At 61.6% G+C, this 26,293-nt stretch carries 25 protein-coding genes; 16 read left to right on the top strand and 9 right to left on the bottom strand.

Annotated features, from left to right (window positions below):
* Positions 1-68 precede the first annotated feature (68 nt).
* The 4 genes from AC25BC_RS06360 to AC25BC_RS06345 all read left to right on the top strand — a co-directional run bounded on the left by AC25BC_RS06360 (position 69) and on the right by AC25BC_RS06345 (position 4,614).
* Positions 69-914 (top strand): polysaccharide deacetylase family protein, encoded by an 846-nt coding sequence (locus AC25BC_RS06360; RefSeq protein WP_012756846.1) that lies wholly within the window; start codon positions 69-71, stop codon positions 912-914.
* 68 nt (positions 915-982) lie between these two features.
* Positions 983-3,025 (top strand): prolyl oligopeptidase family serine peptidase, encoded by a 2,043-nt coding sequence (locus AC25BC_RS06355; protein ID WP_012756845.1) that lies wholly within the window; start codon positions 983-985, stop codon positions 3,023-3,025.
* An 86-nt stretch (positions 3,026-3,111) separates the two neighbouring features.
* Positions 3,112-4,038 carry a Gfo/Idh/MocA family protein gene (locus AC25BC_RS06350; RefSeq protein WP_012756844.1) on the top strand — a complete coding sequence of 309 codons (927 nt, stop codon included), beginning with the start codon at positions 3,112-3,114 and terminating at the stop codon, positions 4,036-4,038.
* A 72-nt stretch (positions 4,039-4,110) separates the two neighbouring features.
* Positions 4,111-4,614: a hypothetical protein gene (locus AC25BC_RS06345; RefSeq protein ID WP_012756843.1), complete on the top strand. Its 504-nt coding sequence runs from the start codon at positions 4,111-4,113 to the stop codon at positions 4,612-4,614.
* Positions 4,615-4,729: 115 nt separating this feature from the next.
* Here AC25BC_RS06345 and AC25BC_RS06340 read toward each other — a convergent pair whose 3' ends face one another.
* Entirely contained in the window at positions 4,730-5,179 is a 450-nt protein-coding gene (locus AC25BC_RS06340) for a DNA polymerase III subunit chi (protein ID WP_012756842.1), read from the bottom strand.
* Entirely contained in the window at positions 5,179-6,669 is a 1,491-nt protein-coding gene (locus tag AC25BC_RS06335; RefSeq protein WP_012756841.1) for a leucyl aminopeptidase, read from the bottom strand. The genes AC25BC_RS06340 and AC25BC_RS06335 overlap by 1 nt, the downstream gene beginning before the upstream one ends.
* Positions 6,670-6,813: 144 nt before the next feature.
* Between AC25BC_RS06335 and AC25BC_RS06330 the strand changes: the two genes are divergently transcribed.
* The 7 genes from AC25BC_RS06330 (at position 6,814) to rsmA (ending at position 15,275) form a co-directional block, all read left to right on the top strand.
* Positions 6,814-7,587, top strand: a complete 774-nt coding sequence (locus AC25BC_RS06330) for a phosphatase PAP2 family protein (protein ID WP_012756840.1) — start codon at positions 6,814-6,816, stop codon at positions 7,585-7,587.
* Positions 7,588-7,687: 100 nt separating this feature from the next.
* Positions 7,688-8,869 (top strand): LPS export ABC transporter permease LptF, encoded by a 1,182-nt coding sequence (lptF, locus tag AC25BC_RS06325; protein WP_012756839.1) that lies wholly within the window; start codon positions 7,688-7,690, stop codon positions 8,867-8,869.
* A complete protein-coding gene (gene lptG / locus AC25BC_RS06320) occupies positions 8,866-9,954 on the top strand; it encodes an LPS export ABC transporter permease LptG (RefSeq protein WP_012756838.1) in 1,089 nt (362 codons plus the stop codon). The genes lptF and lptG overlap by 4 nt, the downstream gene beginning before the upstream one ends.
* Positions 9,954-12,284: an LPS-assembly protein LptD gene (locus AC25BC_RS06315; protein ID WP_012756837.1), complete on the top strand. Its 2,331-nt coding sequence runs from the start codon at positions 9,954-9,956 to the stop codon at positions 12,282-12,284. Before lptG ends, AC25BC_RS06315 begins: the two co-directional genes overlap by 1 nt.
* A 184-nt stretch (positions 12,285-12,468) precedes the next feature.
* On the top strand, positions 12,469-13,413 hold the full coding sequence (locus AC25BC_RS06310; RefSeq protein ID WP_012756836.1) for a SurA N-terminal domain-containing protein: 945 nt from the start codon (positions 12,469-12,471) through the stop codon (positions 13,411-13,413).
* Between the two features lie 6 nt (positions 13,414-13,419).
* Entirely contained in the window at positions 13,420-14,448 is a 1,029-nt protein-coding gene (gene pdxA / locus AC25BC_RS06305; protein WP_012756835.1) for a 4-hydroxythreonine-4-phosphate dehydrogenase PdxA, read from the top strand.
* Positions 14,448-15,275: a 16S rRNA (adenine(1518)-N(6)/adenine(1519)-N(6))-dimethyltransferase RsmA gene (gene rsmA / locus AC25BC_RS06300; RefSeq protein ID WP_128439166.1), complete on the top strand. Its 828-nt coding sequence runs from the start codon at positions 14,448-14,450 to the stop codon at positions 15,273-15,275. The genes pdxA and rsmA overlap by 1 nt, the downstream gene beginning before the upstream one ends.
* 44 nt (positions 15,276-15,319) lie before the next feature.
* Here the strand turns inward: rsmA and gmk are convergent, their stop codons facing one another.
* From gmk to fabD, 7 genes are all read right to left on the bottom strand, one after another.
* Positions 15,320-15,982 (bottom strand): guanylate kinase, encoded by a 663-nt coding sequence (gene gmk, locus AC25BC_RS06295; protein ID WP_003547062.1) that lies wholly within the window; start codon positions 15,980-15,982, stop codon positions 15,320-15,322.
* A 3-nt stretch (positions 15,983-15,985) separates the two neighbouring features.
* A complete protein-coding gene (locus tag AC25BC_RS06290) occupies positions 15,986-16,873 on the bottom strand; it encodes a YicC/YloC family endoribonuclease (protein WP_012756833.1) in 888 nt (295 codons plus the stop codon).
* An 18-nt stretch (positions 16,874-16,891) separates the two neighbouring features.
* Positions 16,892-18,109, bottom strand: a complete 1,218-nt coding sequence (gene mltG, locus AC25BC_RS06285) for an endolytic transglycosylase MltG (RefSeq protein ID WP_012756832.1) — start codon at positions 18,107-18,109, stop codon at positions 16,892-16,894.
* Positions 18,110-18,292: 183 nt separating this feature from the next.
* The gene (fabF, locus tag AC25BC_RS06280; protein ID WP_003558188.1) at positions 18,293-19,555 is read right to left on the bottom strand and encodes a beta-ketoacyl-ACP synthase II; all 1,263 of its coding nucleotides are present in this window, start codon (positions 19,553-19,555) and stop codon (positions 18,293-18,295) included.
* 93 nt (positions 19,556-19,648) lie between these two features.
* On the bottom strand, positions 19,649-19,885 hold the full coding sequence (locus AC25BC_RS06275; RefSeq protein ID WP_003547058.1) for an acyl carrier protein: 237 nt from the start codon (positions 19,883-19,885) through the stop codon (positions 19,649-19,651).
* A gap of 286 nt (positions 19,886-20,171) precedes the next feature.
* On the bottom strand, positions 20,172-20,909 hold the full coding sequence (fabG, locus tag AC25BC_RS06270; protein WP_003558186.1) for a 3-oxoacyl-[acyl-carrier-protein] reductase: 738 nt from the start codon (positions 20,907-20,909) through the stop codon (positions 20,172-20,174).
* A gap of 51 nt (positions 20,910-20,960) precedes the next feature.
* The gene (gene fabD, locus AC25BC_RS06265; RefSeq protein ID WP_012756831.1) at positions 20,961-21,905 is read right to left on the bottom strand and encodes an ACP S-malonyltransferase; all 945 of its coding nucleotides are present in this window, start codon (positions 21,903-21,905) and stop codon (positions 20,961-20,963) included.
* A 215-nt stretch (positions 21,906-22,120) separates the two neighbouring features.
* Between fabD and AC25BC_RS06260 the strand changes: the two genes are divergently transcribed.
* From AC25BC_RS06260 to rplI, 5 genes are all read left to right on the top strand, one after another.
* Positions 22,121-23,164 (top strand): aldo/keto reductase, encoded by a 1,044-nt coding sequence (locus AC25BC_RS06260; RefSeq protein ID WP_012756830.1) that lies wholly within the window; start codon positions 22,121-22,123, stop codon positions 23,162-23,164.
* A 315-nt stretch (positions 23,165-23,479) separates the two neighbouring features.
* Positions 23,480-23,947, top strand: coding sequence for a 30S ribosomal protein S6 (rpsF, locus tag AC25BC_RS06255; protein WP_003547040.1), 468 nt, complete (start codon positions 23,480-23,482; stop codon positions 23,945-23,947).
* 14 nt (positions 23,948-23,961) lie between these two features.
* Complete coding sequence (gene rpsR, locus AC25BC_RS06250) at positions 23,962-24,210, top strand: 30S ribosomal protein S18 (protein WP_003547038.1); 249 nt, start codon at positions 23,962-23,964, stop codon at positions 24,208-24,210.
* 156 nt (positions 24,211-24,366) lie between these two features.
* Positions 24,367-25,353: a hypothetical protein gene (locus AC25BC_RS06245; RefSeq protein WP_012756829.1), complete on the top strand. Its 987-nt coding sequence runs from the start codon at positions 24,367-24,369 to the stop codon at positions 25,351-25,353.
* 22 nt (positions 25,354-25,375) lie between these two features.
* Complete coding sequence (gene rplI / locus AC25BC_RS06240) at positions 25,376-25,954, top strand: 50S ribosomal protein L9 (RefSeq protein WP_012756828.1); 579 nt, start codon at positions 25,376-25,378, stop codon at positions 25,952-25,954.
* Positions 25,955-26,293: the final 339 nt, after the last annotated feature.

The following is a 26,293-nucleotide window of genomic DNA, read 5'->3' as shown; positions in this document are numbered from 1 at the left end:
CAACCGATCATTAACCATAATCCGAAAGGTTGTCTCAACATTCGTTACCGATTTGTTGAGCCCTTTCCATGTATCGTTTTTTCATTCTGTCCTGCATGGCCCTCACGGTCGCCCTCTCCGCCTGCAGCACCACCAGACAAGTAGCTCCCGATACCTCGATCAAGACCTCCTCGGTGATCGCGCCCGAGGGACGGGCGCTTGCCTATACCGGCGACGATGCGGCGCCGCGCCTTGCCGGCCCGCACCATCTCGCCGGACGGACGCTGGAGGTCTCCTCGCTCGCCGAGCTCAAGCTGCAGGACAAGGAAGTGATCCTGAGCTTCGACGATGGCCCGATCCCCGGCCGGACCGACAAGGTGCTGGCAATCCTCGACCAGTTCGGCGTCAAGGGCGCCTTCATGATGGTCGGCGAAATGGCCGAGATGCATCCGGCGCTCGCCCGCAAGGTCGCCCAGGACGGCAACACGATCGGCAGTCACACCTATGACCACGCCAACCTCGCTTCGCTGAGTTTCGACGCGGCGATGGCCGAGGTGATCAAGGGCGAATTGACGGTGACCAAGGCGACCGGAACCGATGTCTCCTTCTTCCGCTTCCCCTATCTTGCCGAGAGCCACAGGCTGCGTGCTGCGATCGCCATGCGCGACATGGTGGTCATGGATGTCGACATCGACAGCAAAGACTATTTCACCACGACGCGGGTCTCCGCGACGCAGCGGACGATGAACCTCTTACACAAGCGCGGCCGCGGCATCATCCTGATGCACGACATCCACAAACGCACGGTGGCGATGCTGCCGAGCCTGCTCTCGAGGCTCGAAGCCGAAGGCTACAAGGTGGTGACGCTGAAATTCAAGAAGACTGAGGTGCCGAACACCGTCGTTGCCTCAGCCGATTTCGTGACGATCCGCTAAGGCGGGTTGCCAAGCCCGGGTTGGCTGCCTAGATCAGTGCGACGTCAACGGAAGCCGGCAGGTCAGATATGAACCTTCATCTCGAAACGGACGACGATCCGCGCACCCGCCAGTTCATTGACGAGCACAACCGGGTTTCCGACGCGGCACTGAGAACACCTGAATTCGAGAGGGATCGCGACGCGATCAAGGCGCTGATCGAGCGGCAGGACAGGCTGATCGTTCCGATGCGCCGAGACGAGTGGCTGTTCGATTTCCGGCAGAGCAAGGACAATCCTCTCGGCATCTGGCTCCGCCTGCCGGCAGACCAGCAGCCGCTGCCGGACGCCGCCTGGGAGCCGGTCTTCGATCTCGACGCCTTCTGCGTCAGGGAAGGCAAGCGCTGGAACTGGCGCGGCGCCGTCACCTGCCCATGGGAGCCGACGCGGGTGCTGCTCACGCTTTCGGACGGCGGCTCCGACCTTCTCCGGTTGCTCGAATTCGACGCCGAACCGAAACAGGTCGTCGAGGGCGGCTTCGATACACCGGCCGCGCGATCGCATGCCACCTGGCTGAGCCGCGACGAAATCTGCTATTTCGGTTCCATCGACCGATTTTCGGCGACCCGCTCGGGATGGCCGCGCGTCGGACGGCGATTGAAGCGCGGGCAGCGACCGGAAGATGCCGCCGTCATGTTCGAAGCAGCAGACGAGGACGTCTATGGCTTCAATCTCGTCATCGACCCTGCCTTATCAGGCGCTTCAGCGGATCGCGGATTGATCGATATTTTCGTCGCCGCCCACGAGATCGGCGTCGCGAGCGCTTTCCTGATCGCCGATAACGGCACACAGCGACGCATCGATCTGCCTAAGGAAGCCGATTTCCAGTTCAATCATGATCATTGCCTTTGGCGGGCAAAGACCGATGAGCGCGTTGCGACCGGCAGCCTCGTGCTGCAGCGCTTCGATCCCGCCTCGGAGACGGCCCTGCTCGGGCCGGAGCGGATCCTGTTTGAGCCTGGCGAGGGCCAGTCGATCGCGCAGATGATGCTGATGCAGGAGTGGTGTGTCTTCATCATCTCCGATCGGCTGCGTCCGCGTCTCATGGTGCTAGACCTGACAAGGCCCGATGCCAAACAGCGCGAGATCGCGCTGCCGGCGGACATGCAGACGGCTCATTTCAGGCCGCTTCATGCGGATCTGCATCTTGGCGACGATACGCTCTACATCGTCGGCCAGGGCTTCCTGCAGCCTCCCGTCTGTTACCGCCTCGAGCTGTCGGATCGCAGCAAGCAAGCCGAGCCGATTTTCGTCGCCACGGCGCCGAGCTATTTCGATGCGACCGATATGTCATCCGAACTGCTGGAGGCTGTTTCCGAGGATGGAACGAAGGTTGCTTACCGGCTGGTCCTGCCGAAGCAGTGGACCAAGGGCGCGCTGCCGGTGCTGCTTTACGGCTATGGCGGCTTCGATGTTTCGCTATCGCCGAACTATTCCGGCGTGACGGGACGCTGGCTGGAACAAGGCGGCGCCTATGTGCAGGCCTATATCCGCGGCGGTGGCGAATTCGGGCCCGACTGGTATCGCAGCGCCAAGCGGCAGGGGCGAGACCGGGCGTTTGCCGACTTCGTCGCCATCGCCCGCGATCTCGTCGCCCGCGGCTATACAGTGCCGTCGCGGATCGCCTGCCAGGGCGGCAGCAATGGCGGACTGCTGACCGGCGTGATGCTGACGCGCTATCCCGACGATTTCGGCGCCGTCTGGTGCCAGGTGCCGGTCCTCGACATGACACGTTTCCACCTGTTCAGCGCAGGGCAAGCCTGGATGGACGAATATGGCGACCCGGAGACGCCGGCGGACCGGGACTTCATGCTCGGCTATTCGCCGCTTCACAATGTCGGGCCGGCGACCAAGGTCAGCTATCCGCCGATCTACATCGAAAGCTCCGCCAATGACGACCGCGTGCACCCCTCGCATGCGCGCCGCTTTGCCGCACGGCTGGAGGAAGACGGACACCGGCCGCTCTTCCATGAATTCGGCTCCGGCGGGCATGGCGGCGACGGCAATTCCGAAGAGCGCGCCGCCCGCGCGGCGATGGGTTACAGCTTCCTTCGCCAAACTATCATGCGGTAGAATGGAGGAGGAGAGCTTGTCGGCGCGCCTCTTTCTGATACAAACAGGTCAATAAATCATACTTTTATACAGGCTCGGAAAACACAATGTCTCCTATCAATCTCGCCATCGTCGGCGTCGGCAAGATCGTCCGCGACCAGCACCTTCCCTCCATCGCCAAGAACCCGGATTTCCAGCTCGTCGCCACGGCAAGCCGGCACGGCACGGTCGAAGGCGTCAAGAGTTATACGACGATCGAAGCGATGCTCGACGCCGAGCCGTCGATCGATGCCGTTTCGCTCTGCATGCCGCCGCAATATCGCTACGAGGCAGCCTATAAGGCGCTTGTCGCCGGCAAGCATGTCTTCCTGGAAAAGCCGCCCGGCGCGACGCTGAGCGAAGTGGCCGATCTCGAAGCGCTGGCAAACAAGCAGGGCGCGTCGCTCTTTGCCAGCTGGCATTCGCGCTATGCGCCGGGCGTCGAAGCTGCCAAGGCGTTTCTTGCCTCGACGACGATCAAAAGCGTGCATGTGATCTGGAAGGAGGATGTCCGCCATTGGCATCCGAACCAGGAATGGATCTGGCAGGCCGGCGGCCTCGGCGTTTTCGATCCCGGCATCAACGCACTGTCGATCGTCACCCATATCCTGCCGCGGCCGATCTTCATCACCGAGGCCGTGCTCGAATTTCCCGAGAATCGCGATGCGCCGATCGCGGCTGATATTCACTTCCGCAATGCCGACGGCATGCCGGTTCACGCCGAATTCGACTGGCGCCAGACCGGCAAGCAGAGCTGGGACATCGTCGCGGAGACGGCAGCCGGCCAGATGGTACTCGCCGAGGGCGGTGCCAAGCTTTTGATCGACGGCACGCTGAGGTTCGCCGAGCCGGAGCAGGAATATCCCTCGCTCTACCGTCGCTTCGCCGAAATCATCAAGGCCGGCAAATCGGATGTCGATCTCGCGCCGCTGCGCCACGTCGCCGATGCCTTCATGCTCGGCAAGCGGAAATTCGTCGACGCCTTCCACGACTGAGCGTCGCAATAACGTCATAGAAACCGGCAAGATTTGCCGGCCTATGGCAATAGTGTTCGGGGGCAGCCGCTCATGAGCAATAAAATTGGCCGCAAGGGCCGATTTTTCCGCGTGTTGAAGATTGGCATCCTTGTGGTACCGCTTCTCGGCCTTGCGGCATGTTGGAGCGAACAGGTCGCCATGCCGCCTGATGCACCGGGCCTTTCCCGATCCGAGGAATATTCCTTCGGATCGGCGACCCAGGCAGAGGATTGGCAGGCCACTCGCAGGGTGTTGGGCCAACTGGAAGGGCGGTTCGGAGAGAAGTCCATGCGCATCCTGGCGCGCAATCTCGCCAGCACCACCGAACCGCAGACCATCAAAGCCTATTATGCCGAACGCCTTGTCCATCAAGCCGGCTGGGCGGAAATGCCGGTCAGCACCTTTGCCGACAAGGCGTGGGCATTCGCTTTTGTCAGTCCGAATGGAAAGCATGTTTTGGCAGTCGAGGCGCTCGACGCGTCGGAAAGTGCTGGCGGGATCGTCCCCCTCAACATCCTGACGAACCTCGACGAGGACAAAGGGTCGAAAGGATAACGGCTACCGCCAGCCGGTGAGAGCGAAGCTGGACGGCTTCATGCAGCAATTCAAAGTGTTACAGTGTCCTGGCGCGTCTAAAAAGACGCGCCATGCTCTGGTGTCGGTAAAACGCTCAGGCCTTCTTCTCCCAACGCCCCTCTGACGTCTGCTGCCAATAGGTGAGGTTGTGCCCCTCGCCTTTCAGCTTCTTCCACTGCGCACGGGCGGCCTCCAGTTGCTCCTGGTCATGACCGTCGAACATGAAGACGATGCGCTCATAGGCATCGGCCGGCGGCGGCTCGGCGCCGTCGACGATGAAACGCACGGTCGCCGCATTGGCATTGTCCGGCGTCACCGTCAAAAGCACCGGCTGGCTTTCGGCGAAATCCGCCTCGTCGGTGCCGTGCGGCAGGAAGCTCTCCTCGCGGAAAGTCCACAGATGCTGATCGAGAGCATCACGCCGCGCCGGCTCGCGCGTCTGGACGGCAACGCGCCAGCCGCGCTCGACGCTTTTGTCGATGAGCGGCGGAAGCGCGTCCTCCAGCCTGGTTTCAGTCAGATGATAGAAGAGAACGTCCGTCATCAGGATTCATAATGGGCGCGAACGAGTTCGTCGAGCAGGCGCACGCCGAAGCCGGAACCCCAGGACTGGTTGATCTCGTCCTGCGGCGAGCCCATCGCCGTGCCGGCAATATCGAGATGCGCCCAAGGCGTGTCCTGCACGAACCGCTTGAGGAAATGTGCGGCGGTGATCGAGCCCGCCTGTCGGCCGCCGGTGTTCTTCATATCGGCGAACTTGCTGTCGATCAGCTTGTCGTAATCCCTGCCGAGCGGCATGCGCCAGAGTTTTTCGTTGCTCGACAGGCCGGCTGCCGTCAGTTGGGCGGATAGCTGGTCGTCATTGGAGAACAAGCCGGCATGCACGTTGCCGAGAGCCACGACGATCGCACCGGTCAGCGTGGCGAGATTGATCATGAACTGCGGCTTGAAGCGGTCGTTGCAATACCAGAGCGCATCGCAGAGCACGAGGCGGCCCTCGGCATCGGTGTTGATCACCTCGATCGTCTGGCCGGACATCGAGGTGACGATATCACCAGGACGCTGGGCGTTGCCGTCAGGCATGTTCTCGACCAGGCCGATGATGCCGATGGCGTTGACGGCGGCCTTGCGGGAGGCGAGCACATGCATGAGGCCGGTGACGGCTGCCGCACCGCCCATATCGCCTTTCATATCTTCCATGCCGGCCGCCGGCTTGATCGAAATGCCGCCGGTATCGAAGACGACGCCCTTGCCGATGAAGGCGACGGGACGATCCTTGCCCTTGCCGCCCTTCCACTGCATGACCGCCAGGCGCGGCGGGCGCACGGAGCCCTGGGCGACGCCGAGAAGAGCGCCCATGCCGAGGCGGCGCATTTCGCGCTCCGTCAGGATTTCGACTTCGACGCCGAGCTTTTCCAGTTCCTTCGCCTTGGCGGCGAACTCCACGGGACCGAGCACGTTCGGCGGTTCATTGACGAGGTCACGGGCCAGATTGACGCCGCCGGCGATCGCTTCGGAATCGGAAAACGCCTTCTTGGCACCAGCCGGATCGGCGGTGACGATCGTCACCTTGACGGACTTCGCCGGTTTTTCCTCCTCATCGCCCTTCTTCGTCTTGTAGGTATCGAAGCTATAGGTGCGCAGCAGCATGCCGAGCGCGAAATCGGCGGCTGCCCGCGCGCTGGTCGCGAGGCCAGGCACGTCGATGAAGACGGCGGCCTTGTCGGTGTTCTTGATTCTCGATGCCGCAGCACCGCCGGCCTTCAGCCAGTCATGGGCGGTGAGTTCGGCGGCCTTGCCGAGCCCGATGACGACGATGCGCTCGACGGGCGCGCCCTCGGGGGCGACAATATCGAGCCCGCTCATGGATTTCGCGGAGAATCGGGCGATCCTAGCAGCCTTGACGATCACGCCTGCCGGGTCGACCGTATCGGCGCCGGCAGCGCTGTCGGCCTCCGCAGTCTTCAACAGGATCGCCAGGCCGCCATTGGGCTTTGCCGACTTCGAGAATGAAACTTCCAACTTTGCTGACATGTCTTCTCCGCTGGGATTCTTTGAAATCCGTCCGTCGCGGATAATTTCGCCTTTGGCGGGTCTGTCAATGGCTTGCGACAATTGTTATGGTCGCCCGCAGCCATCAGGGCTCTCATGTTTTCGTCAGTTTCGTAGATATTAGCGTTGACAGTTTTTTCGAAAAATCGATGGCGGGACCTGGCAATCCGCCTGCCGAAAACGACTTTCGGTGCATTCATGCTGCTGTTTTGGACGTGGTGGGCGCTGCTTGCCGTCTTCCGGGCCTTCCCCGCAATAGACATCTATTTTTCCCAGCTTTTTTTCGTGGGCGCAGATTGCGACGCGGCTGCTGCTGCCGGGAGCATCTGCGGCGGCTTTCCCTATCGCGACGTCGCGGCCTTCGACCTGCTGCGCACCCTCTTCTTCCGCCTGCCCTATGTGGTGGCGATCGTGATGGTGTGGAAACTCGTCGAGTGCTACCGGCAGCATGGCGCGACCTTCAACGCTGCGCGGGCGCAAAAGCTCAAAGTCGCGCTCGGAACGCTGCTGATCGGGCCGGTGCTGCTCGTCAATGTCGTCCTGAAGGAACATTGGGGCCGGCCGCGGCCGATACAGACGGATATTTTCGGCGGTGCGCTGCATTTCGCCGAGGCAGGTTCGCTTGCCGGTAAATGCGTTTCGAACTGCTCATTCATCTCAGGCGAGGCTGCAAGCGCCGGCTGGCTCTTCTGCCTTCTGCTCTTCGTTCCGAAATCCCTGCGTTATGCGCTGGCGCCGCCCGTGGCGGCGATCTCGATCCTCACCCCGGCGATGCGGCTATCCTTCGGCGCGCACTACCTTTCCGACGTCGTTCTCGGATGGCTTTCCTCGCTTGTCGTCTTCGCCGCATTGCTGGCGTTAACTGAGTCGCAACAGCATCAAAAAAATTCTGAAATTTGAATGAATTTTTGACACCAGCTTGTCGCAAAAGCGCGACAAAGAGCGTAGAGGGATTCTCCTGCAAAGCCGTTTGGGCGTGCAGGTGCTTTCAAGGGCAGGCATGAAACTACTCGAGACATACATATTGCGGCGCGTCGGCCAGATGTTTCTCGTGGCGCTCCTGCCCGTTCTGGCGATCATTTGGACGACTCAGGTTCTGCAGCGCATCAATCTGGTTACCGACAGCGGCCAGTCGATCGGCTCGTTCGCCAAGCTGGCGACGATGATCCTGCCGTCGATCATTCCCGTCGTGCTGCCCTTCGCTCTCGTTATCGCGATCACCCAGACGCTGACGACGATGAACAATGATTCCGAGCTGACCGTCATCGATGCGGCCGGGGCGCGGCGCAGCGTGCTGATCCGTCCGATCCTGCTGCTTGCCGCCGCCATCAGCGTCTTTTCATTCTTCGTCGACAACGTCGTCGAGCCGCGCGCAAAGACCGTCGTGCGCCAGATGATCGCCGAGACCTATGCTGACCTCCTCTCTTCGGTGATTGAGGAAAAGACCTTCCGCAAGCTCGATGAAGGCCTGTATGTGCAGATCTCGAAGCGGATGGCCGGCCGCATGCTGAAGGGCCTTTTCGTCGCCGACGAGCGCGACCCGGCCTACGAACTGATCTATTATGCGAAGGAAGGCGCCGTCGACGATACGGGCACGACGCTGATCATGCATGAGGGCGAAGTGCACCGCAAAACGCCCGATGGCAACGTCTCAGTCATCAATTTCGATTCCTATTCCTTCGACCTCTCGGACATGACGGAGAATCGCGGTCAGGCGACGCTGCGCGCCAGCGACCGTGACCTGTGGTTCCTGATCAATCCGGATCCGGCCGACAAGGACTATACGATCCGGCCGCAGAGCTACCGCGCCGAACTGCATCGGCGGCTGACCGACTGGATCCTGCCCGTCGTCTTTGCGCTGTTTTCGCTGGCGATCGCCGGCGATGCGCGCTCGCACCGCGAAGCGCGGCTGCATCCGATGGTGAGCGCTCTCGCCTATGCCTTCGCGATGCGATGGGCGGCCTTCTACGCGGCCAATCAGATCGATACCGACCCTGAATATATCGCCGTCCTCTACGCCATCCCGATCGTCAGCAGCATCGTCTCGATCGTCTTCCTCGGCCTGCACAAACGACTGGTCATGCCGTCGTTCATCCGGGACCGGATTTCGTCCTTCTGGAGAGGGATGCAGGAAAGGCTGCTTGCCGTGACCGGCAGGACCGGCGGGGGCGCTGCCCAATGATGTTCGGGACATTGTCGCGTTATTTCTTTCGCCGCTATCTGGTGACGACGGGCTGGTTCCTGATCGGCGTCTCGGCGATCTCCTTCCTCCTCGATTTCAGCGAGACGGCGGGCCGCATGTCCGGCCTCCCCGGCTACACGATCGGCGGCGGCGTCCTGATGACCGCCGTGCGCCTGCCGCTCATCCTGCAGCAGACGGTGCCGTTCATAGCTCTCTTCGTCGGCATGACGGTGCTGATCGGCCTCAACCGCAAATATGAACTCGTCGTCACGCGCGCAGCCGGCATTTCGGTCTGGCAGTTCATGTTCCCCTTCATCGCCGGCTCGCTGGTGCTCGGCCTGTTGACGATGGCGGCGCTGAACCCACTTGCCGCCTGGGGACAGCGCCAGGCGCTGCTGGTCGAATCCGACTGGCGCGGCGAGAACGCGGTTCTGCGCAAGGCACCGCAGATTCCGTGGCTGCGCCAGATCAGCGGCCGGGACGATGTCATCATCGGCGCCCAAACGGTCCAAGAGAGCGGAACCAAGCTGATCGACGCGGTGCTGATCCATTTCGATTCAAGCGGTCAGGTCATTCTGAGACAGGACGCCGCCACGGCAAAGTTGGAAGATGGTTACTGGCAACTTAACAATGTTGTCGAGCGCAAGCCTGGCGAAATCCCCGTGCGTAAAGCTTCGGTTCAACTTCGCACCAATCTGAAACAGGACTTTGTCCAGGAGCGGCTGACAGCGCCGGAAACAATTGGTTTCTTTGACCTTTCCAACCGGATTGCGGCGGCCAAATCCTTCGGCATCTCGACCAAGGCGCTGGAGACGCAATTCAACTCCCTGTTGTCCCAGCCATTGCTGCTGGTGGCCATGACTTTCATAGCCGCAACAGTGTCCCTAAAATTTAGCCGGTTCAACCAATCCCGCTCCGTGATTCTGGGTGGCATCCTTTCGGGCTTCATGCTTTATGTCATCACCGTGCTTGTAAAGGCATTCGGAAGCAGTGGAGTTGTGCCCCCCTTCGTGGCGACGTGGATACCGGTGGTCGTCGCGCTGGCCTTGGGTGCGACTATTCTGCTTCATCAGGAGGACGGCTAGTGGCGGCAGGCGACCGCAAGTATTTTATTAGTAAACAGCTGGTTGCCCTGCTTGTCGGCGCGACTCTATGTTCCTATTTCGGCAGCGTCCCGGCCTCTTACGGCCAGGCCAGCGCGCCTGAACAAAATATCGAGACGAAGATCCCCGAAGGGGCCAAGCTTCTGCTTTCGGCCAATGAACTGGTCTATAACCGTGACGCCGATCTGGTGTCGGCGGTCGGCGGCGTGCAGATCAACTATGGCGGCTATAAAATGGTCGCGCAGAAGGTCGAGTACAATCAGAAGACCGGCCGGATGATGGCGCTTGGCAATGTCGAGCTGGTCAGCCCGGACGGCAACCGTATCTATGCCGACAACCTTGATGTGACCGACAATTTTGCCGACGGGTTCCTGAACTCGTTGCGCATCGAGACCGCCGACAATACCCGCATCGTCGCCGAAAGCGGCGAGCGCGTCGGCGGCACGAAGATGATTCTCAACAAGGGCGTCTACACGGCCTGCCTTCCCTGCGCCGAAGATCCGAAGCGCGCGCCCTTCTGGCAGGTCAAGGCCCAGCGGGTGATCCAGAACGGCGAGACGCATACGATCCGTCTGGAGAGAGCGCGCTTCGAGTTGCTCGGCCATCCGATCGCCTTCCTGCCGTTCATCGAAGTTCCCGACAATACGGTGAAGCGCAAGTCGGGCTTTCTCTTCCCGACGATGAGCCTGTCGCAAAATCTCGGCTTCGGTCTTTCCGTTCCTTATTATTATGTGATCTCGCCGAGCATGGACGCGACGGTCACCGCGACGGGCTACACGGCCCAGGGCTTCCTCATCGAAGGCGAATTCCGCCAGCGCTTCGAAAATGGCACACATATCCTGCGCGTTGCCGGCATCGACCAGGCAAAGCCGGGCAATTTCAGCTCCGGCACCACCGATGCCGAAGCTGAGCAGCGTGGCATGGTGGCATCGAAGGCCGAATTCCGCATCAATCCGCGCTGGACGTTCGGCTGGGACGTCATGATGCAGAGCGACAACAATTTCTCGAAAACGTACAAGCTGCGCGGCCTGACCGGTACCGATCGTACCAACCAGATCTACCTGACAGGGCTCGGGAAACGCAATTATTTCGACATGCGGGCGTTCTATTTCGACGTCCAGGATGCCGACCGGACGAATACCGCCGAAAAGCAGCAGGCGATCGTCTATCCGTCGCTCGACTATCACTATGTGGCGCCGCAGCCGCTTGCCGGCGGCGAGCTTTCGGCGGATGTCAACCTGACGAATATTTCGCGCACCCATGACGACTTCTATACCGTCGACGGCTTCGACCGCTTCCGCGGCCTGAAGGGCCAGACCTCGCGGCTGACTGCCGAGCTGCAATGGAAGCGCACCTATGTCACGCCGACCGGCCTGGTGATCACGCCGCTGCTGGCTGCGCGCGGCGATGCCTTCGCGCTGAATATGGATGATCCCACCGGCTACACCGGCAACTATGTCGACGGCAATTCCGCCACCCGCTCGATGTTCACGGCCGGACTGGAGATGCGTTATCCGATACTGATGACGACCGACAATAGCACCCATATCCTCGAGCCGATCGCACAGATCTATGCCCGCCCCGACGAGCAGCTCGCAGGGCGCCTGCCGAACGAGGATGCGCAGAGCTTCGTCTTCGACGCCACCTCGCTGTTCGACCGTGACAAGTTCTCGGGCTACGACCGGATCGAAGGCGGTACCCGCGCCAATGTCGGTATCCAGTACACCGGTACATTCGACAGCGGCTACAAGCTGCACGGCATCTTCGGCCAATCCTATCAGATCGCCGGCCAGAATTCGTTTGCGACCGATGACCTCGTCAATGTCGGTGCGGATTCGGGCCTTGAAACCGACCGCTCCGATTATGTCGGCCTTGGCGGCGTCGAAACACCGTACGGCGTTTCCGTCGCGGCCTCCTACCGCCTCGACGAGAAGGACTTCGAATTCCGCCGCGGCGACCTGACGACGGCCTACCAGAACGACACCTTCTCGACGCAGCTGACCTACACCCATCTCAGCGCTCAGCCGGCATATGGCTTCGCCGAGGACAATGACGAGATCCAGACCAACAGCAGGGTCAAGTTCAAGGATTACTGGTCGATCTTCGGCGGCATTGCCTGGGATCTGAACAATGATGTGATCAGCCGCCGGACGCTCGGCCTCTCTTATGAAGACGAATGCACGATCTTCACGATCGCCTATACGGACAGCAGGGATTCCGACGACGAGACGGCAAGCGACTGGACGATCGGCGCTCGACTGACCTTCCGCACGCTCGGCGACATCAAGATCGGCTCCGACACCCTGGAATGACGGGCGGACGGCGCAAAGATGGGCTGAAGCCATTCTTTCGCCGTAAGCCTATGCAGGACATTGCCGCCAGTCGATATCTGAGGCATAGGGGTTTCGCGCCGTGACGGAAGCGATTTCCGCGTGTCTCGCACTGTGGTAAGAACGCCGCGAACAACGTCTCGCGACGCTATCGGGAGGTCAACAGATGATTGACGCGAAAAAAGCCATAACCAAGTTCCTCGCCGGGGCAGCGCTTGCATTGCTGACAGGCTTTGCCGGTTCAGCGCTTGCGGCCAGTGAAGTCAAGGCCGTGGTGAACGGCACGGCCATCACCAGCGGCGATGTCGCCAAGCGTCAGGCCTTCCTGCGCCTGCAGCATACGAAGGCCGATGCCAAGGCCGCCGAGGAGCAATTGATCGACGAGGCGCTCAAGCGGCAGGAAGTCACCCGCGTCCATATGTCGGTTTCGCAGCAGGACGTCGATGCGTCTTTCGCGCGTTTTTCGAGCGGCAACAAGCTGTCCCCTGAGCAGATGTCGCAGATCCTCGATCGCGCCGGCGTCGGCGTCGATCATTTCAAGGGTTTCATCGCCGTGCAGATGAGCTGGCCGCGTGTCGTCAACGCCCGCTACGGCTCGACCTCACGGCTGTCGAACTATGATCTCGTCTCGCGCATGATGCAGAACAACAAGCAGAAGCCGGTGACGACGGAATATATGCTGCAGCAGGTCATCTTCGTCATTCCGCAAGCCAAGCGCGGCGCCATCACCGGCAAGCGCAAGGGCGAGGCCGAGGCGTCGCGCTCCAAATTTCCGGGCTGCGATCAGGCAAAGGTGTTTGCTGCGACGATGCGCGACGTTTCCGTGCGCGATCTCGGCCGCATGCTCGCCCCCGAGATCCCGCCGGATTGGAAGCCGCTGGTCGAGCAGGCCAAGGGCAACACGACAGGGACCCGCGTCACCGACAAGGGCGTCGAATATCTGGCAATCTGCAGCCAGCGGCAGGTCTCCGACGACCAGGCCGCCGAGATGGTTTTCCGCCAGGAAGATCTCGACAAGTCCAAGGGTGGCAAGGACGCCAGCCCGGAAAACGAAAACAGCAAGAAATACCTGGATGAACTGCGCAAAAAGGCGCAGATCGCCTATCGCTGACCGACAATGGCGATACCGTTTTCGCGACCGCTTGCGCTGAGCCAGGGCGACCCCGCCGGCATCGGGCCGGATATTACTTTGACGGCCTGGCTGAGGCGGCGTGAACTCGGGCTGCCACCTTTCTTCCTGATCGGCGACCCCGATGTTCTGGCGCTGAGAGCCCGCCAGCTCAATCTGGCGGTTTCGATTCGCGAGACCGATAAAGCCAGCGAAGCCGCTGGGATATTTGCCGACGCGCTGCCCGTCATGACCATACCTGCTGGTATCGAGGTCGTGGCCGGCGAACCGCATGAGGCGACCGCGAAAGGCACGATCGCGTCGATCGAGAAAGCCGTGTCGCTTGTCATCAGCGGCGAAGCGCTCGCGGTCGTCACCAATCCGATCGCCAAGGCCGTGCTTTACGAGGCAGGTTTCCGGTTTCCCGGCCATACCGAATTTCTCGCCGATCTCGCCGCCAGGGCGACCGGCCGGCCGGTGACACCTGTCATGATGCTGTCCGGACCGAAGCTCCGGGCCATACCCGTCACCATCCACATTCCGATCCGGGACGTGCCGGCGGCGCTGACGGGCGAACTGATCATGGAAACCTGCCGGATCGCCCATGAAGACCTGAAGCAGCGCTTCGGCATCGAGGCACCGCGGCTCGCCGTTGCCGGCCTCAACCCGCATGCGGGCGAAGGCGGAGCGATCGGCACGGAGGACGAAGACGTCATCCGCCCGGCGATCGAGCGCCTGCGCGACGAGGGCATCGATGCGATCGGCCCCCTGCCCGCCGATACGATGTTTCATGACGAGGCGCGGTCGCGATACGACGTCGCCATCTGCATGTATCACGATCAGGCGTTGATTCCGGCCAAGGCACTTGGTTTCGACGACAGCGTCAACGTGACGCTCGGGCTTCCCTTCGTGCGCACCTCGCCGGATCACGGCACCGCTTTCGGCATTGCCGGCAAGGGACTGGCGCGCGAGCACAGCCTCGTCGCAGCGCTGAAGCTCGCCGCGCAACTCGGCCGCAGTGTGGAAAGCCGTCGCTGATGGCACCACTCGATGGCCTGCCGCCGCTTCGCGACGTCATCCAGCGTCACGGCCTCGATGCGCGCAAGGCGCTCGGGCAGAATTTCCTGCTCGACCTCAACCTGACGCAGAAGATCGCCCGCACGGCGGGCACACTCGATGAGGCGACCATCGTTGAGGTCGGCCCCGGCCCTGGCGGATTGACGCGGGCGATCCTGGCGCTCGGCGCCAGAAAGGTCATCGCCATCGAGCGGGATCCCCGCTGCCTGCCGGCACTCGCCGAGATCGCCGATCATTATCCCGGCCGGCTGGAGGTGATCGAAGGCGATGCGCTGAAGATTGATTTCGAGACCTTGGTCCCGGAAGGCCCGGTCAAGACCATCGCCAACCTGCCCTACAATGTCGGCACGCAGTTGCTGGTCAATTGGCTGCTGCCGAAAGCCTGGCCGCCGTTCTGGCAGTCGCTGACGCTGATGTTTCAGAAGGAAGTCGGCGAGCGTATCGTCGCCAACGAAGACGATGACCATTACGGCCGCCTGGGCGTGCTCTGCGGCTGGCGGACGGAGGCACGCATGGCCTTCGACGTGCCGCCGCAAGCCTTCACGCCGCCGCCGAAAGTGACGTCGACGGTCGTGCATCTCATACCCCGCGACACCCCCATCCCCTGCGCCGTCGCCAACCTGGAAAAGGTGACGCAGGCCGCCTTCGGCCAGCGCCGCAAGATGCTCCGTCAAAGCCTGAAACCGCTCGGCGGCGAGAGCCTGCTCGTCAAGGCCGGGATCGATCCGGCGCGGCGGGCTGAAACCTTGTCCGTCGAGGAATTCTGCCTTCTCGCGAACAGCCTGTAGGGCAACTCCAGCGAGGTGCGAAGCGGTTTTCACAGGAGTTTACTCTAAAGCGACGGCGTCTCTTCCAGCAACTCGCGGACGAAGTCGAACATGCCGTGGCGGCGGTCGCGACGCAGGCGTTCGGCCTTGACGATCGACTGGACGGCGTCGAGGGCGGCGTTGAGATCGTCATTGACGATGACATAGTCGTATTCGCGCCAGTGGGCGATCTCGGCGCGGCTGTTGGCGAGGCGCGTCTGGATGACCTCCTCGGAATCCTCGGCACGGCGATGCAGCCGCGACTGAAGCTCGGTCATGGTCGGCGGCAGCACGAAGATCGAGACGACGTCGGCCGACATCTTCTCCTGCAATTGCTGGGCGCCCTGCCAATCGATGTCGAAGAGCATGTCGCGGCCTTCGCCCATGGCCTGCTCGACCGGCTCGCGCGGCGTGCCGTAGAAATTGCCATGCACCTCGGCCCATTCGAGCAGCGCGTCGCTATCGCGCAGCCGCTCGAACTCGCGCACACTCTTGAAGTGGTAGTGCACATCCTCGACTTCGCTCGGGCGGCGCTGGCGCGTGGTGACGCTGACGGAAAGGCCGATTTGCCTGTCGGTCTCCAGCAGCGTGCGCGCGATGGTGGACTTGCCGGCGCCTGACGGCGACGAGATGACAAGCATCAAACCGCGGCGGGCGATCTGCACGGGCGAGGATTTCGCCGGTTTCATGTCTTACTCCAAATTCTGGACCTGCTCGCGGAACTGGTCGATCACGACTTTCAGCTCGATGCCGGCAGCGGTGACCGCCGAGGCATTCGACTTCGAGCAGATGGTATTCGATTCGCGGTTAAATTCCTGTGCAAGGAAGTCCAGCCGGCGCCCGGCGGGGCCACCTTTCACCAGGAGATCGCGCGCTGCGGCGACATGAGCCTTCAGACGATCGATTTCCTCGCGCAGATCTGCCTTGGTCGCCAGCAGCGCGGCTTCGGCATGCAGCCTGTCGCGGTCGAGCGCGGCCATGCCGTCCATCAACAAGGCGACCTGCGCGGCAAGCCGCGCTGCGATCTCCTGCGCCGAGCGCGAGGGGTCGGCCTCGATCGTCCGTGTCAGGCCTTCGATCGTCGTGACGTGGTCGTGAAGAATGCGGGCCAGCGCCGACCCTTCCTGTTCGCGCATTGCTCTCAGATCGGCAAGCGCGGCCAGCAGGCCGGCAGCGATATCGGCGTCACGGGCGGCAAGCGCCTCCTCGCCATCCTCGCTTTCGCGGAATTCGACGATGCCGCGCACCAGAAGCAGCGTATCGAGCTTCAGCGGCGCCGGATCGATGACACCGTCCAACTGCTCGCGCATGGCCAGCACGGCGGCGAGCGCTTGTCTGTTCAGCACCGCCTCGAAACGGTTCTCGTCGGCGCTGACGGATAGCGATGCCTGCAGGTTGCCACGGCTGAAGCTTTCGCCGGCGAGGCGGCGGACGTCTGCCTCCATGCGTTCGAGGCCGGGCGGCAGGCGCAAGCGCAGGTCGAGGCCCTTGCCGTTGACCGAGCGCAATTCCCATGCCCAGCGCCAGCGGCCGCTCGTTCCCTCGCGCCGCGCAAAACCGGTCATGGACTGCAAAGCCATGCGTGCCTCCCGAAAGTCTCAGTTGATCTTCTTTTTCTTCGGCGGCGCGACGGTCGTGCCACTATCCGCCGGCTGCTCTTCCGGCTGGCCGTCGACTGCGATGTTCGGGTCCGACCCCTTGTCGGCTTCGAGCTTGCGCCAGCGCTTGACGTTGGCATTGTGCTCCTCGAGCGTCGCAGCGAAAACATGGCCACCGGAGCCGTCGGCGACGAAATAGAGGTCCTGCGTCTTCCAGGGATTGGCGACGGCTTCCAGCGCATCCTTGCCGGGATTGGCGATCGGCGTCGGCGGCAGACCCTTGATGACATAGGTGTTGTAAGGTGTATCCCGCTTCAGGTCCGACTGGTAGATCGGCCGGTCGGCCGGTTTGCCCTCGCCGCCGAAGAGGCCGTAGATGATCGTCGGGTCGGACTGCAGGCGCATGCCCTTGCCGAGCCGGTTCAGGAAAACGGAGGCGACGTGGGCTCGCTCGTCGGGAACGCCGGTTTCCTTTTCGACGATCGAGGCGAGTGTCACGAATTCTTCCTTGGACCGCAGCGGCAGCGACGAGTCGCGCTTGTCCCAGATCTGATCGACGAGCTTCTGCTGCGCAGCCGCCATCTGTTCGATGATTTCCGAGCGCTTGGTGCCGCGCGAGAATTTGTAGGTATCCGGACGCAGGCTACCCTCGGTCGGCAATGCCGCCGGCAAGTCGCCTTCCAGCACGGTATCCTGCAGCATGCGGTCGAACATCTGTCGGACCGTCAGTCCCTCAGGGAAGGAAACGGAATAGAGAATGGACTTGCCCGATTTCAGCAGCTCCATGATATCTCTCATGGATGCCCTCGCCTTGATCTCGTATTCGCCCGCCTTGAGGCTCTCACCGGCAGAAAGATGCGTTGCCGTGAGATAGCGGAAGATGCGGGCATCGCTGATGATCGCGTTGCGCTCGAGGTTCGAGGCGATTTCGGTCAGACCAGCGCCGTTGCGGACGATAAAATTGGTGTTGGTCTGCAGCGGACCGGGATTCCGATAGGTCGATGTGGCGTAGTAGAAGCCGATGATGGCGACGACACAGACCAGAACCGCCAACGTCATGATGAAGTTCAGGAAAAGAACGACCTGGCCGCGGGCTTTCTTGGACCGCTTCGGCGGCTCCGGAACGCGTTCCGGACGCAGGGCTTCGCTCGGCGACTTCGGGATGATCGGTCCCTTCTGCGCCTGGGTATCGTTGCTCTGGTTCGTCGTATCGCTCACCGGCAATCCTCTAAAACTTGACCCTCACTTCGCTATTTCGCGAAGCAATGCGGCAAAAGCAGGTTCTGCCGCCGTTCAACGACGCCGCTGCCGGTCGTTATGCTTTCGCACGCCCTGCCACGCAACGTAGAGGACGGCCGGCCTGCGGTGCAAGGGAGACCCATTACACCGCTTGCAGGACTCTTATTGCGCGTAACGGCGCAGTACGAGCGACGCGTTCGTGCCGCCGAATCCGAACGAGTTGGACAGCGCCACATTGATTTCCCGCTCACGCGCCTTGTGCGGGACAAGGTCGATCGCCGTCTCACGTTCGGGATTGTCGAGATTGAGCGTCGGCGGCGCGATATTGTCGCGAATGGCGAGCGTGGTGAAGATCGCCTCGATGGCGCCTGCAGCACCGAGAAGGTGTCCTGTCGCCGACTTAGTCGAGGACATGGAGATCTTCGACGCCGCATTGCCGACCAGCCGCTCGACGGCGCCGAGTTCGATCGTGTCGGCCATGGTCGAGGTACCGTGGGCATTGATGTAGTCGATATCGGCCGGCGTCAGCCCGGCGCGCTTCAGCGCCATCGCCATGCAGCGACCGGCGCCCTCGCCGTCTTCGGACGGCGCGGTGATGTGATAGGCATCGCCCGACAGGCCGTAGCCGACGATTTCGGCGTAGATCCTGGCGCCGCGCGCCTTGGCATGTTCCAGTTCCTCAAGCACGACAATGCCGGCACCCTCGCCCATGACGAAGCCGTCGCGGTCGCGATCATAGGGGCGCGACGCTTTCTTCGGGTCGTCATTGTGTTGGGTCGACAGCGCCTTGCAGGCGGCAAAACCTGCAAGCGAAATGCGGCTGACAGGGGATTCCGTGCCGCCGGCGACCATGACGTCGGCATCACCCAGCGCAATCAGCCGCGCTGCATCGCCGATCGCATGCGCACCCGTCGAGCAGGCGGTGACGACCGAATGATTGGGTCCGCGCAGCTTGTGGCGGATCGAGACCTGGCCGGAGACGAGGTTGATCAGGCGGCCGGGAATGAAGAAAGGGGAGATACGGCGCGGGCCCTTGTCGCGCAGGGTGTAACCCGCCTCGACGATGCCTTCGATGCCGCCGATGCCGGAGCCGATCAGCACGCCGGTGGCGATCTGGTCCTCATCGGTTTCAGGATGCCAGCCGGCATCGGCAAGCGCCATGTCGGCGGCGGCCATGCCGTAGATGATGAAGGGATCGACCTTGCGCTGCTCCTTCGGCTCCATCCACTGATCGACATTGAAGGTGCCGTCGGTGCCGTCACCGATAGGAATACGGCAGGCGATCTTGGCGGGAAGGTCATCGACCTCGAATTCGGTGACGAGGCGGGCGCCGTTCTGACCGGCAAGCAGCCGGGACCACGTCACCTCGGTTCCGCATCCCAAGGGTGATACCATGCCGGTACCGGTGATGACGACACGTCTCATCGCGTGCTTCCCCCCGTCTCTTATGTTCTATGGAGAAATATGCCGAAAAGAAAAGGGCGGACTCCAGGCCCGCCCTTTCTCAAATTCACAGGATCAGGCCTGGGCCTTCTCAATGAACTTCACTGCATCGCCGACCGTCAGGATCGAGTCGGCAGCGTCGTCAGGAATTTCAACGCCGAATTCTTCTTCGAAAGCCATGACAAGTTCGACCGTGTCGAGCGAGTCAGCGCCCAGATCGTCGATAAAGCTGGCGCTCTCGACGACCTTGTCGGCATCAACGCCAAGATGATCAATAACAATTTTCTTTACGCGTTCTGCGATATCGCTCATGTCGGTTTCCTCGACCTTATGTCCTGATCGGAATGCCATCGCGGCACCCCTACCCTGTTTCAGCCTGCGATGTTTTCAGACATCCTCGGCAAACTCGTTTACCCGGCTTCAGAGATGTCCCAGGCTTGCAAAAAGCCCGCCGGTCCGTCTGCTTTCTCGGGACGACTGTTCACAGTCATGGCCCGCTTAACATGCTTTATGTCTGCCGCAAAGCCAGAAAATCAACGGTTCGTGATTGCTCAACATGCTATTGGCGGAAATATTCCCATGCCAGCGGTTTGTCGTTTCAGATCATCGCCATGCCGCCGTTTACGTGCAGCGTCTGGCCCGTCATATAGGCAGCCTCGGAGGACGCAAGGTAAGCAACCGCCGAAGCCACCTCGCCACCCGTGCCCATGCGCTTCATTGGGATCGCCCCCATGATCGCTTCCTTCTGCTTGTCGTTCAGCTTGCCGGTCATGGCGCTCTCGATGAAGCCGGGTGCGACGCAATTGACCGTCACGTTGCGGGTGGCAATTTCCTGCGCCAAAGACTTGGTGAAGCCGATCATGCCGGCCTTGGAGGCGCAGTAATTGGCCTGGCCTGGATTGCCGGTGACGCCGACGACGGAGGTGATGTTGATGATGCGACCATAGCGGCGGCGCATCATCGGATGCGTCAATTCGCGCGTCAGGCGGAAGGTCGACGTCAGGTTCACTTCGATGACGCTGTCCCAGTCCTCGTCGCTCATGCGCACGAAGAGGCCGTCGCGGGTGATGCCGGCATTGTTGACGAGGATGTCGACGCCTTCGAGGTCGGCCTCGGCTTTCTGGCCGAGCGCCTTGACCTCATCGCGGTCGGAGAGGTTGGCCGGGAAGATCTTGACGCGCTCGCCGAGATCGGCGGCTAGCGCTTCCAGTTTCTCGACGCGGGTGCCGTGCAGGCCGACGACGGCGCCCTGCTTATGAAGAAGGCGGGCGATTTCCTCGCCGATACCGCCCGATGCGCCGGTGACGAGAGCCTTGCGGCCGGAAAGATCGAACATGGAAACGTTCCTTATAACAGGGACACCAAATCCGGTGTCCGGGGATACCAATCAGGCCATGAGGGCGGCGACGGCCGCGTCGATATCCGCCGGACCGTTGACGGAGATGCCGTTGATCGTCTTGTCGATGCGGCGGGCAAGGCCGGTCAGCACCTTGCCGGAACCGAGTTCATAAAGCGTCGTGACGCCGTTTCCGGCGAACCATTCCACCGTCTCACGCCAGCGGACCTGACCGGTCACCTGCTCGACCAGCAGGCTGGCGATCTCGTCGGCGCCGGTCACCGGCGCGGCACGGACATTGGCGATGACAGGCACGACCGGATCGGATTTGGCGACCGTTGCCAGCGCCTCGCGCATGGCCTCAGCGGCAGGCGCCATCAGCGTCGAATGGAACGGAGCGGAGACCGGCAGCAGAATGGCGCGCTTGGCGCCCTTGTCGGTCGCAAGGCCGGCCGCCTTTTCAACAGCTGCCTTCTCGCCTGAGATGACGATCTGGCCGCCGCCATTGTCGTTGGCGATCTGGCAGGCACCGATAGCGGCGGCTGCCTCACAGACGGCAGCGACGTCGGCATGTTCGAGGCCGATGATCGCGGCCATGGCGCCGACGCCGACGGGAACGGCCGCCTGCATGGCATTGCCGCGGATACGCAGCAGCCGCGCGGTGTCGGCGAGCGAAAAGGTGCCGGCGGCGCAAAGTGCCGAATATTCGCCGAGCGAGTGGCCGGCGACGTAAGCGACCTTCGACTTCAGATCCAACCCTTTGGCTTCAAGAACGCGGACGACGGCGATCGAGACGGCCATCAGCGCCGGCTGGGCGTTCGCCGTCAAGGTCAACGTATCCTCGGGACCGTTGAACATGACGTCTGAAAGCTTTTCACCGAGTGCCTCATCGACCTCTTGGAAAACGGCGCGGGCTTCGGCAAAATTCTCGGCGAGATCCTTGCCCATACCGACGGCCTGACTGCCCTGACCGGGAAAAGTGAAAGCAATGGTCATTCTCATATTCCCTGGCTCATGCCCCTGAATACGCCCCTTGAGGCTGTTTTGCCTCCAATTGACATTCTTTCCGGCAGAGTCAAGTGGCGGCTCATTCTGCGCAAAGCCTTTCGCACTGGCGCAAATGCCCGGTTTTTGCTCTTGCGCTCCGCCAAATCCAGCCTAGATTTGCGCGAACCCTCCCAAGGCTGTCACCTCTCTCCCAAGGTTTTTCCATGAAGTACAATTCGCTAGGCCGCACCGAGATTTCCGTTTCAGAGATTTGCCTTGGCACCATGACCTGGGGTTCGCAGAACAGCGAAGCCGATGCTCATGCGCAGATGGACTACGCCGTCGAAAAGGGCGTCAATTTCTTCGATACGGCCGAACTTTATCCGACCACCCCGATTTCGGCCGCTACGCAGGGCTGGACGGAAGACTATATCGGCAGCTGGTTCAAGAAGACCGGCAAGCGCGGCGATATCGTGCTCGCCACCAAGGTCGCCGGCCGCGGCCGCGACTATATACGTGGTGGCGAAGGTGCCGATGCAAAGAATATCCGCCTGGCGCTCGAAGCCAGCCTGGCGCGGCTGAAGACGGATTACGTCGACCTCTACCAGATCCACTGGCCGAACCGCGGCCATTTCCATTTCCGTCAGAATTGGAGCTACAATCCCTTCAACCAGAACCGCGACGAGGCCGTCGCCAATATGCTCGACATCCTGGAAACGCTTGGCGTGCTGGTGAAGGAAGGCAAGATCCGCGCGATCGGCCTTTCCAACGAAACCACCTGGGGCATACAGAAATATCTGACGCTCGCCGAACAGAAGAGCCTGCCGCGGGTCGCCTGCGTCCAGAACGAATACAACTTGCTCTACCGCCATTTCGACCTCGATCTCGCCGAACTCTCGCATCATGAGGATGTCGGGCTGCTCGCCTATTCTCCGCTCGCCGGCGGCATCCTCTCCGGAAAATATGTCGATGGCGGCAGGCCGAAGGGTTCGCGCGGCTCGATCAACCACGATATCGGCGGTCGCCTGCAGCCGCTACAGGAGCCGGCGACCAAAGCCTATCTGGAGATCGCTGCAACATACCGCCTCGACCCGGCAGCAATGGCGCTCGCCTTCTGCCTTTCCAGGCCCTTCATGGCCTCGGCCATCATCGGCGCGACCTCGATGGAGCAGTTGAAAATCGATATCGGCGCGGCCGACATTACGCTTTCGAACGAGATCCTGGCGGAAATCGCCAAGGTGCACCGGCAGTATCCGCTGACGCTTTGATCCTATTTGTTTGGCGCCTGCCCGATGCCGACCATTGGCCGGCATCGGGTTCGGGTGTCCGATTGCGCTTGCCTTTGCCCAAAAAATCCGTATAAGCCGCCCTGTTCGTTAACCCGGTCTTCTGGCTGGTGGCTGAACGGAGGGCCGGTTTCTTCACGGAAATCGTTCGGAACGGAAGCGTTCCAGCCTCCCGTGTCTCCGCTCTCGACCGTCTCGGAAACGCTTTCTTGCCTGGGTCCGCCCAATCAGGAGCAGTCGTTGAGGCTTAGCCGCCGAATATCGGGTTGAACCAAACGCAAGAAAGGCAAAGCTGTCATGGCTCTTTATGAACATGTATTCCTTGCCCGGCAGGATATTTCCGCTCAGCAGGTCGATGCCCTCGTAGAACAGTACAAGGGTGTGATCGAAGCGAATGGCGGTAAGGTCGGGCGTATCGAGAACTGGGGCCTCAAGTCCCTCACCTACCGCATCAAGAAGAACCGCAAGGCGCACTACGCCCTGATGGACATCGATGCACCGGCTGCTGCCGTCCAGGAAATGGAACGTCAGATGCGCATCAGCGAAGACGTTCTTCGCTACATGACGATCGCCGTCGAGAAGCATGAAGAAGGTCCGTCTGCCATGATGCAGAAGCGCGACCGTGACGACCGTCCGCGCGAAGGCGGCCGTGGCCCGCGTGAAGGCGGCTTCGGTGATCGTGACCGCGGCCCGCGTCCGCCGCGTGAAGGTGGCTTCGGCGACCGTGACGACCGTCCGCGCCGTCCGCGCGAAGACCGTGTATAAGGGAGATCTGAGATATGTCTGAAACTTCCTCCGCTCCGGTCCGCCGCCCGTTCCATCGCCGCCGCAAGACCTGCCCGTTCTCCGGCGCCAACGCACCGCGGATCGACTACAAGGACGTACGCCTGCTGCAGCGCTACATTTCTGAGCGCGGCAAGATCGTTCCGTCCCGCATCACGGCCGTTTCCCAGAAGAAGCAGCGCGAACTCGCTCAGGCGATCAAGCGCGCCCGTTTCCTCGGCCTGCTGCCCTACGTCGTCGCCTAATCGGTCGACGCCGACACCTTTGAGGGAAGGCATTCGTGCCTTCCCTTCTCCCTTCTGCGATGGGCGCGGATCGGAACTCTTAAAACCCATGTTGAGACGTTTCTGAATTTGATTCAGCAACATCCTCTAACTGCTTGATGAAGCAGGACAGCGACCTTGAAACGACCGAACATTAAAACGCTGCTGATCGGCGCACTCGCCGGATTGACCGCCGCCCTGCTGGTGCTGGGCGCGAGCATGCAGCCGTCGTTTTTCAGCGCGCTTCTTTATACGGCCTCGGCTCTGCCGATCCTGATCGTCGGGCTCGGCTGGGGCAATGCAGCCGCAGTCTCGGCCGTCGTCACCGCCGCGGCGCTGGGCGCGATCTTGATCTCGCCATCCTTCGCGCTGATCATGACGATGGTGACGCTGCTGCCGGCCGGTTGGCTCAGCCATCTCGCCAATCTGGCGCGTCCGGCCGCCGAACTCGGTGGGCCCGACCATCTGCTTGCCTGGTATCCGCTCTCCGATATCCTGCTGCATCTCTGCGGTCTGGTGACGCTCGCCGTCATCGTCATCGGTGTGATCATCGGCTACGGCCCGGAGATCACCGATCCGATCGTCGATCTGCTGATCACCTCGCTCAAGCAGCAGCAGCCGGAATTCATGCCCGATCCGGCAGCGACCGCGCAGACCAAGTCGCTGATCCTGCTGATGCTGCCGGCTTTGCAGGGCGGCATGTGGGTCAGCATGCTGTTTGCTGCCTATTATTTCGCCGTACGCATCGTTGCAGCCTCCGGCCGCGGCCTTCGTCCGCGCGAGGATATTCCCTCGTCGCTGCGGATGAACCGCAACTCGATCTTCATCTTCCTGGCCGGGCTTGCCGCCTGCTTTTTCGGCGGCGTTCCGGCGCTGGTCGGTGCGACCGTGATCGGCGCCTTCGGCGCCGGCTTCATGCTTTCCGGTTTCGCCTCGCTGCATTTCCGCACCCGCGGCAAGGACTGGCGCATACCGGCCCTCATCCTCTGCTATCTGGCCTCGATGCTCATGCTGCTGCCAGCTCTCCTCATCCTCGTCCTCGGTCTCAGCGATACGCGCAAGGCGATCGCACTGACCCCGACGAAAGATGCTGATGCCCCCAAACAATCCGATACGAAAATCTGAGACACAAGAAAGGAAAAAGAAAATGCAAGTCATCCTTCTCGAACGCATTTCCAAGCTCGGCCAGATGGGCGAAACCGTAAAGGTTCGCGACGGCTTTGCCCGCAACTACCTGCTGCCGCTCGGCAAGGCGCTGCGCGCCAACGCCGCCAACAAGACCCGCTTCGAAGCCGAGCGCGCGACGCTCGAAGCCCGCAACCTCGAGCGCAAGTCGGAAGCCCAGACGGTCGCCGACGTTCTCGACGGCAAGTCCTTCATCGTCGTGCGCTCCGCCGGCGAAACCGGCCAGCTCTACGGTTCGGTTGCTGCCCGTGACGTCGTCGATATTCTCGGCGCCGAAGGCTTCAACATCGGCCGCAACCAGGTTCACCTCAACACGCCGATCAAGTCGATCGGCCTGCACAAGGTCGAGCTGCAGCTGCATGCCGAAGTCGAAATCCACGTCGAGCTGAACGTTGCCCGTTCTGCCGACGAGGCAGAGCGCCAGTCCAAGGGCGAAGAACTCACCTCGGTCGACGCGATCTACGGCGTCGACGAAGACGCGCTGCGTCCGGAAGACTTCTTCGATCCGGAAGCTGACGGCGTCGACGAAGACGAAGCATAATTTCGTCGGAGCGATCCGCGAGAGAGAAGCCCGGCCACCGCGCCGGGCTTTTTCGTTTCCACCCCTTCGATGTGAGCTGCCGAGCGGTTCGCTTTTTTAAGGGGATCTTCCGGATGTTTTTGCTGCGTGCCTTATCGCATCGCGCTAAAATAACATTCTCCGAAGCGGATGGGCTGAGTCGGCGCCATACCGTGTCGTGCGGGTGACACTGCCAGTATTTCTCCTTTGTGTCGCCCAAGACTGTGGAGAAGTCGAACAACGTGCACAGCGTTCAGGATTTAGGCGAAGCGAGCCCCCGCTCCTTTCGTAGCCTCTTGATTTTCGCGTCCGGAATTGCAA

This window comes from Rhizobium sp. WSM409, assembly GCF_057653825.1.
Note: the sequence above shows the minus strand (reverse complement) of the source record. Positions and strands in the feature narration are given on the sequence as shown.

Coding starts and splice junctions, on each gene's coding strand:
- fabF (WP_003558188.1), bottom strand. CDS start 19,555: ATGAGACGTGTCGTCATCACCGGTACCGGCATGGTATCACCCTTGGGA.
- AC25BC_RS06310 (WP_012756836.1), top strand. CDS start 12,469: ATGATTGACGCGAAAAAAGCCATAACCAAGTTCCTCGCCGGGGCAGCG.
- gmk (WP_003547062.1), bottom strand. CDS start 15,982: ATGAAACCGGCGAAATCCTCGCCCGTGCAGATCGCCCGCCGCGGTTTG.
- AC25BC_RS06335 (WP_012756841.1), bottom strand. CDS start 6,669: ATGTCAGCAAAGTTGGAAGTTTCATTCTCGAAGTCGGCAAAGCCCAAT.
- fabD (WP_012756831.1), bottom strand. CDS start 21,905: ATGACCATTGCTTTCACTTTTCCCGGTCAGGGCAGTCAGGCCGTCGGT.
- rsmA (WP_128439166.1), top strand. CDS start 14,448: ATGGCACCACTCGATGGCCTGCCGCCGCTTCGCGACGTCATCCAGCGT.
- AC25BC_RS06355 (WP_012756845.1), top strand. CDS start 983: ATGAACCTTCATCTCGAAACGGACGACGATCCGCGCACCCGCCAGTTC.
- AC25BC_RS06260 (WP_012756830.1), top strand. CDS start 22,121: ATGAAGTACAATTCGCTAGGCCGCACCGAGATTTCCGTTTCAGAGATT.
- AC25BC_RS06340 (WP_012756842.1), bottom strand. CDS start 5,179: ATGACGGACGTTCTCTTCTATCATCTGACTGAAACCAGGCTGGAGGAC.
- pdxA (WP_012756835.1), top strand. CDS start 13,420: ATGGCGATACCGTTTTCGCGACCGCTTGCGCTGAGCCAGGGCGACCCC.
- AC25BC_RS06345 (WP_012756843.1), top strand. CDS start 4,111: ATGAGCAATAAAATTGGCCGCAAGGGCCGATTTTTCCGCGTGTTGAAG.
- fabG (WP_003558186.1), bottom strand. CDS start 20,909: ATGTTCGATCTTTCCGGCCGCAAGGCTCTCGTCACCGGCGCATCGGGC.
- AC25BC_RS06290 (WP_012756833.1), bottom strand. CDS start 16,873: ATGGCTTTGCAGTCCATGACCGGTTTTGCGCGGCGCGAGGGAACGAGC.
- rpsF (WP_003547040.1), top strand. CDS start 23,480: ATGGCTCTTTATGAACATGTATTCCTTGCCCGGCAGGATATTTCCGCT.
- AC25BC_RS06275 (WP_003547058.1), bottom strand. CDS start 19,885: ATGAGCGATATCGCAGAACGCGTAAAGAAAATTGTTATTGATCATCTT.
- rplI (WP_012756828.1), top strand. CDS start 25,376: ATGCAAGTCATCCTTCTCGAACGCATTTCCAAGCTCGGCCAGATGGGC.
- lptG (WP_012756838.1), top strand. CDS start 8,866: ATGATGTTCGGGACATTGTCGCGTTATTTCTTTCGCCGCTATCTGGTG.
- AC25BC_RS06350 (WP_012756844.1), top strand. CDS start 3,112: ATGTCTCCTATCAATCTCGCCATCGTCGGCGTCGGCAAGATCGTCCGC.
- lptF (WP_012756839.1), top strand. CDS start 7,688: ATGAAACTACTCGAGACATACATATTGCGGCGCGTCGGCCAGATGTTT.
- rpsR (WP_003547038.1), top strand. CDS start 23,962: ATGTCTGAAACTTCCTCCGCTCCGGTCCGCCGCCCGTTCCATCGCCGC.
- AC25BC_RS06360 (WP_012756846.1), top strand. CDS start 69: ATGTATCGTTTTTTCATTCTGTCCTGCATGGCCCTCACGGTCGCCCTC.